The organism is Mediterraneibacter sp. HA8405, assembly GCF_056148955.1.
Map to the genome: position 1 here is coordinate 380810 of NZ_CM148758.1, position 12847 is coordinate 393656.

General features: G+C 45.4%; 10 protein-coding genes. 4 read left to right on the plus strand and 6 right to left on the minus strand.

What is annotated here, in order from left to right:
- Positions 1–750: 750 nt before the first annotated feature.
- From AC0QUU_RS01760 to AC0QUU_RS01770, 3 genes are read right to left on the minus strand one after another with little or no spacing between them, the layout of a single operon-like run.
- Positions 751–2712, minus strand: coding sequence for an ABC transporter ATP-binding protein (locus tag AC0QUU_RS01760; RefSeq protein ID WP_474544312.1), 1962 nt, complete (start codon positions 2710–2712; stop codon positions 751–753).
- Positions 2705–4438 (minus strand): ABC transporter ATP-binding protein, encoded by a 1734-nt coding sequence (locus AC0QUU_RS01765; RefSeq protein ID WP_474544314.1) that lies wholly within the window; start codon positions 4436–4438, stop codon positions 2705–2707. Before AC0QUU_RS01765 ends, AC0QUU_RS01760 begins: the two co-directional genes overlap by 8 nt.
- A gap of 6 nt (positions 4439–4444) precedes the next feature.
- The gene (locus tag AC0QUU_RS01770; protein ID WP_474544316.1) at positions 4445–4927 is read right to left on the minus strand and encodes a MarR family winged helix-turn-helix transcriptional regulator; all 483 of its coding nucleotides are present in this window, start codon (positions 4925–4927) and stop codon (positions 4445–4447) included.
- 483 nt (positions 4928–5410) lie between these two features.
- Between AC0QUU_RS01770 and AC0QUU_RS01775 the strand changes: the two genes are divergently transcribed.
- Complete coding sequence (locus AC0QUU_RS01775) at positions 5411–6550, plus strand: glucose-1-phosphate adenylyltransferase (RefSeq protein WP_474544318.1); 1140 nt, start codon at positions 5411–5413, stop codon at positions 6548–6550.
- Between the two features lies 1 nt (position 6551).
- Positions 6552–7667 (plus strand): glucose-1-phosphate adenylyltransferase subunit GlgD, encoded by a 1116-nt coding sequence (gene glgD, locus AC0QUU_RS01780; protein WP_474544320.1) that lies wholly within the window; start codon positions 6552–6554, stop codon positions 7665–7667.
- Positions 7668–8496: 829 nt separating this feature from the next.
- Here the strand turns inward: glgD and AC0QUU_RS01785 are convergent.
- The 3 genes from AC0QUU_RS01785 to coaBC form a co-directional block, all read right to left on the minus strand.
- Positions 8497–9264: a type III pantothenate kinase gene (locus AC0QUU_RS01785; RefSeq protein WP_474544322.1), complete on the minus strand. Its 768-nt coding sequence runs from the start codon at positions 9262–9264 to the stop codon at positions 8497–8499.
- Between the two features lie 47 nt (positions 9265–9311).
- Positions 9312–9950, minus strand: a complete 639-nt coding sequence (locus AC0QUU_RS01790; RefSeq protein ID WP_474544324.1) for an ECF transporter S component — start codon at positions 9948–9950, stop codon at positions 9312–9314.
- A 103-nt stretch (positions 9951–10053) separates the two neighbouring features.
- Positions 10054–11274, minus strand: a complete 1221-nt coding sequence (gene coaBC, locus AC0QUU_RS01795; RefSeq protein WP_474544326.1) for a bifunctional phosphopantothenoylcysteine decarboxylase/phosphopantothenate--cysteine ligase CoaBC — start codon at positions 11272–11274, stop codon at positions 10054–10056.
- 290 nt (positions 11275–11564) lie between these two features.
- On the opposite strand from coaBC, the gene AC0QUU_RS01800 reads away from it, so the two are divergent.
- Together AC0QUU_RS01800 and AC0QUU_RS01805 are read left to right on the plus strand one after the other, a co-directional pair.
- Entirely contained in the window at positions 11565–11828 is a 264-nt protein-coding gene (locus tag AC0QUU_RS01800) for a hypothetical protein (protein WP_474544328.1), read from the plus strand.
- Between the two features lie 152 nt (positions 11829–11980).
- A complete protein-coding gene (locus AC0QUU_RS01805) occupies positions 11981–12841 on the plus strand; it encodes a prolipoprotein diacylglyceryl transferase (RefSeq protein ID WP_474544330.1) in 861 nt (286 codons plus the stop codon).
- The last annotated feature ends 6 nt before the right edge of the window (positions 12842–12847 follow it).

The following is a 12847-nucleotide window of genomic DNA, read 5'->3' on the forward strand; positions in this document are numbered from 1 at the left end:
GGGAATTCTGATTCCGTTCCATGAGTTAAGAAAAATAACGGAACCTGGGAATCAGCTAAAAACAGGATTTACAGCGGGCTAACTCGCATGCGCTCGGACAGAGCCCGCTGTAAATCCTGACGCTGATTCCCAGGTTCCTATTTTTCTAAACTCATTCCAAAGTCATCAGAATTCCCTGTCCCCCTCTTCTGAAAGGCGCATCCAAAAACTCTCCGGACTTCCGTTTTTCTGTTCCTCAGTCCGGAAATTCCCTTCGCAGATCCTCATAAACTAAAAAAGAAAGGGGTGCTTTAACGGCGGAGACGGCAGGTGATCCAGGCAGTAGTGATGCTTTAGATCCGGGCAACTGCAGCCAGAACAGCTCCGGTTTTTTCCTGTTTTCTGAAATTCGGAATTGTCGGGGATACTGCTGACTGGATGTGCGCAGAAAACAGCGGGATACCGCCGATTGGATGCGACTTTTGGAAATGAGGGATGTGTGCTTTTGGTGACTTTGGAGCAGATATTAGAAAAACAGAAAACCTGGCGGCAGGCGTTAAAATTTACAGCAGAATTGTCTGAGCGAATGCGAGTTTTCTGCTGTAAATTTTGCTCTTAGCCTGTCGTCAGGTTTTTTAGTTTTTCTTTATCTGCGGAACGGAAACAAAAGCACACATCCCTCATTTCCAGATCCGATTATCCAATCTCCTGGTATCCAGGTGTTTTCGGACGTCTCTCCACTCACAGCTCTCCGACAAATCCGAATTGAATTTAAGACAGCTCCAGCTTTCCGGTATACAGCTGATAGTATGTTCCTTTCAGCTTGAGCAGTTCTTCGTGAGTCCCTCTTTCTATGATACGTCCGTGTTCGAGTACCATGATTGCATCGCTGTTGCGGATCGTGGACAGTCTGTGGGCGATAACAAATACGGTACGCCCTTTCATCAGGTTATCCATACCTTTCTGAACAATGCTTTCTGTCCGGGTATCAATAGACGAGGTCGCTTCATCCAGAATCAGTACCGGCGGATCCGCAATGGCCGCTCTTGCAATGGCAAGCAGCTGTCTCTGACCCTGTGACAGTTCTTCGCCATCGCCGCTTAAGTGGGTATCATATCCCTGAGGCAGCATACGGATAAATCCGTCTGCATGAGCAAGTTTTGCCGCCTGTATTACTTCCTCGTCTGTAGCATCCAGCTTACCGTACCGGATATTTTCCTTAATTGTTCCGGTAAACAGATGAGTATCCTGCAGCACGATTCCCAGGGAACGTCTCAGGTCGGCTTTCTTGATTTTATTAATATTAATATCATCATACCGGATCTTTCCGTCTGCCACATCGTAGAAACGATTAATCAAGTTGGTAATTGTAGTTTTTCCTGCGCCGGTAGAACCGACAAAGGCCAGTTTCTGTCCTGGTTTCGCGTACAGAGTCAGATCATGCAGCACCATATGATCCGGAGTGTATCCGAATGTCATATCATAAAACCGCACATCTCCTCTGAGCTCCTGATAAGTGATTGTACCGTCCGCCTGATGAGGGTGTTTCCACGCCCACAGACCGGTGCGCTCTTCACACTCTGTAAGATTGCCATTGGCATCTTTTTTGGCATTAACGAGAGTTACATAACCATCGTCAACCTCCGGTTCCTCATCCATCATATTGAAGATACGTTCAGCGCCGGCAAGAGCCATAATAATAGAGTTAAACTGCTGGGCAATCTGCATAAAAGGCTGTGTAAAGCTCTTTGTGAACTGCAGATAGGATGCCATAACTCCCAGCGTAATATTTCCGATTCCCACTACCGAAAGGAATCCTCCGAATACAGCAGTAAGTACAAACTGAAGATTGCCCAGATTTCCGATAATCGGTCCCATCATACTGGCAAATGTATGCGCGTTTGACGCGCTTGTAAACAATTTCTCATTCAGTTCATCGAATTCCTGCTCAGAAATCTTTTCGTGATTGAATACCTTTATAACTCTCTGCCCATTCATCCGTTCCTCGACAAATCCGGTAATATCAGCCAGATCCAGCTGCTGGCGGATGAAATATTTTCCACTGTTGCCCGCTACTTTCCTGGATACCAGAATCATTACCAGAATCATCAGCACCGCCAGAGCTGTCAGAATCGGGCTCAGTACCAGCATGGAGATGAAGGTAACCACGATAGTAAATGCCGACATCAATACCTGCGGAATGGACTGATTAATCATCTGACGCAGGGTATCTGTATCATTCGTATAAAGGCTCATGATAGAACCGTTTGTATTCTGATCAAAGTACCGGATCGGAAGTGTCTGCATATGCTCAAACATTTCATCACGGACACGCTTTAATACCCCCTGGCCGATAACAACCATCATCCGGCTGTATATAAAAGTAGCAATAACTCCGCACAGGAAAATGCTTCCCAGTACAGTCAGCGCTGTGTACAGCTCTGTATAATCCGGATTTTTCTGTCCGATCAGCGGAATAATAAAATCATCCAGCAGGAATTTCAGCGACAGCGATACGGAAATTGACGCGATAGAGCTGATCAGAATACAGAACAGTACGACAATGAACTGCACCTTGTATGTTTTTGTCACATATCCCAGAAGCCTTTTTGCTGTCTGAATGGTTCCCCTGGTAACCGCCGGACCGCCCTGGCCTTTTTTCTGTCCGCCGGGCCTGGTCTGATCATTACGTCTGTTTGCCTGGGCATTGCTGTTATTTTTCTGTTCACTCATTTTCAGCGCCTCCCTTCATCTGAGATTCATATACTTCTCTGTAGATCTTGTTCGTCTGAAGAAGCTCACCGGAAGTGCCGATTCCATTTATCTCTCCGTTATCCATAACAATAATTACATCCGCGTCTTCTACGGAAGAAATTCTCTGTGCAATAATAATTTTGGTTGTATCCGGAATTTCCTCGCGGAATGCCTGGCGGATCAGAGCATCTGTCCTTGTATCCACAGCACTGGTGGAGTCGTCCAGAATCAGAATCTTCGGTTTTTTCAGCAGCGCTCTTGCAATACAGAGCCTCTGCTTCTGGCCTCCGGACACGTTATTTCCACCTTCCACAATCATCGTATTATATCCGGCCGGGAACTCCCGAATAAATCCGTCGGCCTGTGCCAGTTTACATACTCTCCGCACTTCTTCATCGCTGGCGTTTTCATCGCCCCAGCGGACATTCTCATAAATAGTTCCGGTAAAGAGTACATTTTTCTGCAGCACCATAGACACCTGGTCTCTTAAAGATTCCAGGCTGTATCTGCGGACATCCACGCCGCCGACTTTCACACAGCCCTCTGTCACGTCATAAAGTCTGGGAATCAGCTGTACAAGCGTAGACTTGGCACTTCCCGTTCCTCCGATAATTCCCACAATCTGACCGCTTTTGATATGAAGGTCTACATCTTTCAGAGAAAGATTTCCGCCCTCCCCCGCATAGCTGAAATTCACATGTTCAAAATCAATATCTCCGTTTGCCACCTCGGTAACAGCATCCGCAGCATCTTCCATCTCCGGCACTTCATCCAGTACTTCTGTGATACGGTCTGTAGATGCTTCCGCGATCATGATCATTGTAAACACGAATGTTACCATCATCAGCGACATAAGGATCTGAAGCGCATAAACAATTACACTTGTCAGCTCTCCGGTCTGCATAGAACCGCTGATAATATTTTCCCCGCCGATCAGCACCATAATAATGACAACCGCATATACCGTAAACTGCATGACCGGTGAATTCCATGCGACAATTTTTTCCGCTTTTGTAAAGAGTTTAAATACAATCGTTGAAACTTTGCCGAATTTCTCCACTTCATGATCTGCACGGACGTATGCCTTTACCACTCTTGCAGCGTTTACATTTTCCTGCACTGTATTATTGAGCACATCATATTCATCAAACACCTGAACAAAATGCGGGTGAGCCTTCTTGGCGATAAAAATCAGCGTGCCCCCCAGAACAGGCACAGTGATCAGCATAATAACAGCAATCGTCACATTGATCGTCAGAGTCATAATCAATGAAAGTATAATCATGATCGGAGCTCGTGCCAGCAGGCGGATGGTAAACATATATGCCATCTGTACATTTGTAATATCTGTAGTCATTCTTGTTACAAGACTGGAAGTAGAAAAATGGTCAATATTTCCAAATGAAAAATCCTGTACTTTGTAAAAAATATCATGGCGCAGATTCTTCGCATACCCCGAAGACGCAATCGCGCCAAGCTGTCCTGCCTTTGCCCCGAATACAAGCGCCAGCATTGCCATAGCTATAAGCAGAAGGCCCATTTTTATGATGTAGGCCATATCCCCTTCCATGATTCCCACATCAATGATTCTTGCCATCAGCAGCGGAATCAGTACTTCCATCAGCACTTCCAGACAAACCAGCACAGGTGTCAGGAATGATTCCCGCTTGTATTCTCTGACAGAACGAAGTAATTTTCTATTCATGGTCTGTTATCTCCTCTCTCCTTTTTCATCACCTGACAAATTCACAGACATCTGCTCCAGCACTTCCCTGCATATAGAAAGCTTTTCTTCCGGAATACCCCTGGAAAGGAGCTCTTCAATATAACGAATGTTCCCCAGTATATGCTGTCTCACTCCTATGGCTTTTTCTGTAGGAACCAGCTTTTTAAGCCTTGCATCCTGTTTCACCGGCTCTCTTATAATAAAGCCGTTTTTTTCCAGAATCTGGAGCGTCCCCGTTGCCGTAGACCTCCGGATCTGAAACTCTTTTTCCACATCCTTCTGGTAAATATCCCTCTCCGGGGACTGAAACAGAATATAATGCAGCACCAGTCTCTGCATATTTGTGGTCAGACAGTCCTCCCCCTTCTGAATACATAACCGCCGCTTCAACTGATGGGAGAGTGTATTAATCAGCCTGCCCACATCATGGCCGCTGTCAAAAATCTCCGTGTTTTCACTGACGCACATCCTTCCCGCACATCCTTTCTAAACTTAAAGAATGCCGCCGGCATTTTCACTGCTGCGCGGGTACCTGCCATGCCGACAGTTCTGCCCGTGCCGCCCGCAAATCCGCCGGAGGCCGTATCCAAGAGGTATTCCCCATTCAAATATAATTTGTTCGGTAACTAACAATATAGTATAAAGAATTAAAATTATTGTCAATCATCAAAATGCACAAAAGAAAAAATCCTTCCAAAACAAAATATAGTATGTTTTTAATTCTTCCCGATGAAATAAAACATGGCGCTGTCTGCCGCGCAGTACTGAAAAGCGGCCTCCAGCTGTACCCATCTTTAATACAACTTAACAAAAATTTTAAAAAACCGGATGTTTTGCATAAGGATTACAACATATTCTTTCTATATTACTGGTTTTTTCGCACAAAAATGTGGAAAAACCCAACAAAAAATTGTATAATATAGAGCAGTAATATGAAAGAGAGGGCTCACTATGAAGCAAAATAATATGTTAGCTATGATTTTGGCTGGTGGTCGGGGAACTCGTCTGCATGAACTGACAAAAAAGGTAGCTAAACCTGCCGTTTCATATGGCGGGAAATACCGCATCATCGATTTCCCGCTCAGCAACTGTGCAAACAGTGGTATTGATGTTGTCGGGGTTCTTACACAATACGAATCCATCCTCCTTAACAGCTATGTTGCCGCAGGACGCCGCTGGGGTCTTGACGCAAAAGACAGTGGAGTGTATGTACTTCCGCCCCGCGAGAAGGCAGACGCCAATCTTGACGTTTACAGGGGAACTGCTGATGCGATTTCACAGAACATTGATTTTATCGATACATATTCTCCGGAATATCTCCTTATTCTTTCCGGAGACCACATCTATAAAATGAATTATGCAAAAATGCTTGCTTATCATAAAGAGCATAATGCAGATGCTACAATTGCAGTTATTGAGGTTCCCATGAAAGAAGCAAGCCGCTTCGGTATTATGAATACAGATGATACCGGCCGGATTGTTGAATTCGAAGAGAAACCCGAGAAACCCAAGAGCAATCTGGCGTCTATGGGAATCTATATTTTTAACTGGAAGCTTCTTCGCAAACTTCTCATGGCAGATATGAAGGATCCGGATTCTTCACATGACTTTGGAAAAGATATTATTCCTACCCTTTTAAATGATGGTAAGAGCCTGTATGCATATAAATATAAAGGTTACTGGAAAGACGTTGGAACTATTGATTCTCTCTGGGAAGCAAATATGGATCTTCTGGATAAGAATAATGAGCTTGACCTTAACGATCCCACCTGGAAGATCTATACGGAAGATGTAACTTCTCTTCCGCAGTATATCGGCGCTGATGCTGATATCGAAAATGCTTTTATCACACAGGGATGCCAGATCGATGGAGAAGTTAAAAATTCCGTTCTTTTCACCGGAGCTAAAGTCGGAGCCGGAGCTAAAGTCATTGATACTGTGCTGATGCCCGGAGCAGAGGTGGAAGAAGGAGCAGTTGTCCAGCGCGCTCTTGTAGCAGACGATATTAAAATCGGCAAGAACGCTGTTGTAGGAAGCCCGGACAGTGAACACATTGAACTTGTTGCAAAACGTGTAAAGGGGGAAGAATAATATGAGTAGGGCATTTGGAATTGTTAATTTTGCCGGCAACCACATTCAGGTGGACGGCCTTCAGGCGTATCGTCCTGTAGGAGCATTTTCTTTCCTCGGAAGATATCGCGTAATTGATTTCCCGATCTCTAATATGAGCAACAGCGGCATTGATACAATCCAGGTATATATCAGAAGGAAACCGCGTTCCCTCACAGAGCATCTGGGAACCGGACGCCATTATAATATCAACTCAAAACGCGGAAAACTTCATATATTATATACAGAGTCCAACATGGTCAGCGATATCTACAATACAGATATTGCCGCTTACATCGAAAATATCGATATACTTAACAGCGTACCTTATCCTTATGTAGTAATCGCTCCAAGCTATATGGTTTATACCGCTGACTACAGCACGCTTCTCAAAACTCATATTGAATCCGGTGCTGATATTACTCTGATGTACCATTCCGTGGACAATGCAAAAGAGGAATTCTTAAGCTGCTACACACTGGACATCAACCGTCAGAAAGGCGTAGATGCCATTCAGCCGAACCGCGGTAATGCGAAAAATAAAAATATTTTCATGGATACATATGTAATGAAAAAAGAGCTCTTCCTTGACCTGGTAAGCAAAGCTCACAAGATGTCCGCTATGTATTCCCTTGTTGACATTGTGGATGAGGCATGCCAGGAACTGGATGTACGCGCCGTACCACACCGCGGATACTTTGCTTCCATTACGGATTTCAAGAGCTATTACGATGCAAACATGTCATTGATCGACCTGAAAAACGCTACAAATCTTTTCGTAAATGACTGGCCGATTTATACACGTACCAATGATTCCTGTCCGACTCAGTATTTTACAGGAAGTTCTGTAAAATCCTCTGTTGTATCCAACGGATGTCTGATCGAAGGCAGGATTGAGAATTCCGTAATCGGAAGAGGCTGCGTAATCAAGGAAGGCGCTGTTATTAAAAACTGCGTCATCTCATCCGGCGTTGTAATCGGAAAGGGCGTTCACGCAGAAAATCTGGTCGTAGACAAACACGCAAAACTGATCCGCGGCAAGAGAATCATCGCTTCCCCGGACAAACCCGGATACATAGAACGCGGCGATACACTGTAATTCGGATTTGTCGAAGTGAACTTCCGGTATTGAAAAAGGAAAACAGAGGACGAAGAAGTTTTTATAAGACGGATTCAGAAGAGGGGGACAGGGAATTCTGTTTCCGTTCCATGAGTTAAGAAAAATAACGGAACCTGGGAATCAGCGTCAGGATTTACAGCGGGCTAACTCGCATGCGCTCGGACAGAGCCCGCTGTAAATCCTGACGCTGATTCCCAGGTTCCTATTTTTCTAAACTCATTCCAGAGTCATCAGAATTCCCTGTCCCCCTCTTCTGAAAGGCACATCCAAAAACTCTCCGGACTTCCGTTTTTCTGTTCCTCAGTCCGGAAATTCCCTTCGCAGATCCTCATAAGACAAAAACAGCGGGGAGCTTTAACGGCGAAGACGGCAGGTGATCCAGGCAGTAGTGATGCTTTATATCCGGGCAACTGCAGTCGGAACAACTCCGGTTTTTCCTGTTTTCTGAAATTCGGAATTGTTGGGGATACTGCTGACTGGATGTGCGCAGAAAACAGCGGGATACCGCCGATTGGATGCGACTTTTGGAAATGAGGGATGTGTGCTTTTGGTGACTTTGGAGCAGATATTAGAAAAACAGAAAACCTGGCGGCAGGCGTTAAAATTTACAGCAGAATTGTCTGAGCGAATGCGAGTTTTCTGCTGTAAATTTTGCTCTTAGCCTGTCGTCAGGTTTTTTAGTTTTTCTTTATCTGCGGAACGGAAACAAAAGCACACATCCCTCATTTCCAGATCCGATTATCCAATCTCCTGGTATCCAGGTGTTTTCGGACGCCTCTCCACTCGCAGCTCTCCGACAAATCCGAATTCACTTCCGGTTCTTACAGTAAATGATCTCCAGTCCTTTCAACAGAAGATTATCATCCAATATAATGTCTCTTCTGCAGAACGGTATAATTTTCTTTGCCAGGCCGCCGGTTGCAATGACGGTTACATTCCCCTCCAGTTCTTCACTTAACCGGTCGATGATGCCGTCTATGGCCGCGGCGCTGCTGTAAATGATCCCGCTCTTCATACATTCCACCGTATTTTTTCCGATCATATGCTCCGGAGCTTCCAGACTGATTCCTCCCAGCTGGGACGCATTCGCAGTAAGAGAGTCCAGCGATACTCCTACCCCGGGATAGATCATGCCGCCGATATAATTCTTATTCTTGTCAATCACACAAACTGTATTTGCTGTTCCCATATCAAATATAAGCATGGGAACAGGATACCCGGCAATTGCCGCCACCGAATCCACAACCAGATCGCTGCCCAGCTGGGCGGGATTATCAATGCGAATATTAAGACCTGTCCGTATTCCCGCTCCGACCACAAGGACTTCTCCCCGGAGTATCTTCTCCGCGGCAAGTTTCACAATCGTTGTAATCTGCGGCACCACAGAGGAGATTATTCCGCCCCGGAGGCTCTCCCGTTTGATATGATAGATATCCAGAACATTTTTAATATCAATTGCATACTCCAGTTCTGTCTTGGTACGGACTGTAGAAAGGCGCTCCACAAATACACATTTCCCCTGATCCATACATCCCAGAACAATATTCGTATTTCCTATATCAATTGCCAGAATCATTTTTTACAATTCCTCATCATTAACTCTGAAATCTGATTTCCCGTTTCTTATTCCGCATGCCGTCCGCTTCTTGTATATGTCTGCTCAGGCGGACATACATACCGGGACAGCGGTGTTCCTACCGCAGCCGTAACTACAGTTGAAACGATCATCTCACACACTGCATTAATTCCTACAAATGTGCAGATAAATACAATTATATTTCTGCCTCCGATCATTTCCCGAATATACTCTGTATTTCCGAAAAGCAGAACCAGAGCCGCCATAAAAAACGCCGTATTGAGAAATGCTGAAAAAAATCCTGTAACAGCGCAGGAAATATAAGTGTTGGTTCTCTTCCTCATTCCTCTGAAAATATACCCCAGCAGCAAACCGTCCAGAAGACGGGGGACGAACCTCTGGATAAAGGCCAGTACCGGGTTAATGTTGAAAAGCGCGACTCCCATAAGACTCTGGCCGCCGATTCCAACGCACTGTAGAAAGCTTGTAAGTCCGAAAATGGATCCTGCAGCCGCTCCTCCTGCCGGGCCAAGAGCAATTGCGCTTATCGCTACCGGAATGACATTAAATGTGATTGCCAGAGGGCCGATATTCAGATAGCCCAGAGGCGTATATGCCATCAGCAGCAAAATCGCCATCATAAGTCCCAGCGTAGTTATCTGTGTTGTTTTTACCTTTGTTTTCATGTTTTTCCTCCTCAGTTATCATTCTCTTTCCAAGAGATACAATACTTTTTGGCACATGTCAGATATGCGCGAACCGGGTAAAAGGTTCTGTTCAGTTTTTAAATTACATGTTTTTATGAGTTTCTTTTTTTCCGTTCTTCATCTTCAGAATCTGATCCAGTATCCTTGCCGCCGTCTCTTCCTTGGACAGCATTCCCAGAGATATTTCTTCTTCCCCGGTAATTATGGTCACTACATTGGTGTCCACGCCGAAGCCGGCGCCTTCCACCTTTACATTATTTGCCACAATCATATCCAGATTTTTCTTCTGAAGCTTTCTGCGGGAATTTTCAAGCATATTTTCCGTTTCCATGGAAAAACCGCACAGGAACTGATCCTGCCCTTTATTCGCGCCCAGATATGCAAGAATATCATCTGTGCGTTCCAGTTCTATGGAAAGATCCCCGTCCTGTTTTTTCACCTTTTCAGAGCTGATATGTCCGGGCCTGTAATCCGCCACAGCGGCAGCCTTGATAATAATATCCTGCTCCGCACTTCTCTCCGTTACGGCCTCAAACATTTCTCTGGCAGTCTTCACCGGAACTACGGTGACAAACTGCGGCGGCTGAAGATTTACCGGGCCGCTTACCAGAGTGACCCGGGCGCCTCTCTGCATGCACACTCTGGCAGCGGCGTAACCCATTTTCCCTGTAGAGTGATTGGTGATATAACGCACCGGATCAATACTCTCCTGAGTCGGTCCCGCTGTGACAAGCACATTCATGCCCTGCATGTCCTTTTCTCTGGCAATTTCCCGTAAAATATACTCCAGCAGCAGCTCCGGCTCCGGCATCTTCCCTTCCCCGATATCTCCGCAGGCCAGATAGCCGCAGGCCGGACTGATCACTTCATATCCGTACTTTTCCAGAATCTTCATATTATCCTGGACAATGGGATTTTGAAACATGTTCGTGTTCATTGCCGGAGCAACGATCTTTTTACACCTGCACGCCATAATTGTAGTCGTCAGCATGTCATCCGCAATTCCGTGAGCAATCTTTCCGATTACATCGGCGCTGGCCGGCGCCACCATCACTACGTCCGCCTGCTTGGCCAATGAGACATGCTCTACACTGTACTCAAAGTTCCGGTCAAAAGTATCAACCAGACATTTATTTCCGGTAAGTGTCTCAAAAGTAATAGGATTGATAAAATTCACCGCATTTTCCGTCATCAGAACATGAACGTCCGCATGGAGCTTTTTCAGCGCGCTGGCAAGAGACGCTGTCTTGTAAGCCGCAATACTTCCTGACACACCCAGAAGAACTGTCTTTCCTGTCAGCATATGATTTCCCCCTTTCTGTGTTCTTTCGAACCGTTTCCGATATTGTGTGAACATCCCGCATGGAAGCTCAGAAAATGTTTCGGCGGGATTGCTCCGGTTCCGCTTTATTATATTGTAGCAGGACGGAAAAAGCAATATCTATATCCCCGCAGACTTTTGCTCCATCTTTCGCTTTTCTGTTGCGCTCCTGCGACGCGGCAGTGCAATATCCTATAAAAACATTTGACATGCCCTACCAAGAGTGATAGAAGAGCGTTGGAAATTATTTAATTACATAGGAGGAGAGCATCATGGACAACAATTCAAACGGTGCTGCAGTTGCTTCCTTAGTTCTCGGCATCGTCGGTATCTGTACAGGATGGTTATATGGACTTGGATGCATACTTGGTATTATCGGTCTTGTAATGGCTTCCACAGCTAAAAAGAACAATGGCGGAAGCGGACTGGCTACTGCAGGTCTGGTATTAAGCATTCTCGCTGTAGTATTCGGTGCAGTTACACTGGCATGTACCGTATGTGTTGGCGGAGCTGCATGCGCAGGCGCAGCATTATAAAAACAGCATTCAACAACTAAGAGGAAGAGAGTATTCAACACTAAAAAAGACTGCCGTCTTAAGCAGAACGGCAGTCTTTTTTATACCGTCTGCCGGACAGTACAAAAATTATAATACCTGACAGAAAAATGAAAGAGGAAGGAGAGTCATTTATGCAGCCTTTTATTAATATAGCAGGATATGCAATCCCCAGCTATGGAATGATGGTAGTAATCGGATCGCTGTTATCTATCGCCGTTGTTCTGCTCCGCTGTCCGAAACGGAAGATTCCGTTAGATAATCAGTTATATTTTACAGCCTTTATTCTGATGTTTACACTGCTGGGAGCCAAACTTCTGTATCTTATTCAGAATCTTCCCCAGCTCTGGGAAAATGCCGACATAATATTTGAGAGCTGGAGCTCTTTTCTGAATTATCTGGGAGGGGGCTTCGTCTTTTACGGCGGGCTGATCGGCGGATGTATCGGCGCCTTCTGCTACGCAAAATTCTTCCGGATTAACGGAGTTGCTGAAGCTGAGAATTTTGTCCTTATTATTCCGCTTTTTCACTGCTGCGGCAGAATAGGATGCTTTCTGGCCGGCTGCTGTTACGGAATCAAATTCGACGGACCGCTGGCCGTTACCTTTACAGAATCTCTGGGCGCGCCGGATGGTGTAAATCTTTTCCCTGTACAGCTGGCGGAAGCAGGGTTGAACCTGCTGGTATTTTTCCTTCTTCTTGCGCTGGACAAAAGGCTGAAAAAACCTCTTCAGAATTTTGGAGTCTATGCAATCATATACGGAACAGAACGGTTCTTTCTCGAATTTCTCAGAGGGGATTCTGCACGGGGAGTATGGATTTTATCAACTTCCCAGTGGATCAGCCTGTTAATTCTGATTCCTGTTGGAATCTATATGCTTGTTTGCAGAACGGATAAAAATTTCCTTGTATGGCGGATGCTGAACGGCTGTATTCCCAAAGGAAATCCGGCAGCAGCCGGGAACAGTAAAACCAGACAGGCCGCCGGAAAGTGAGGTTTA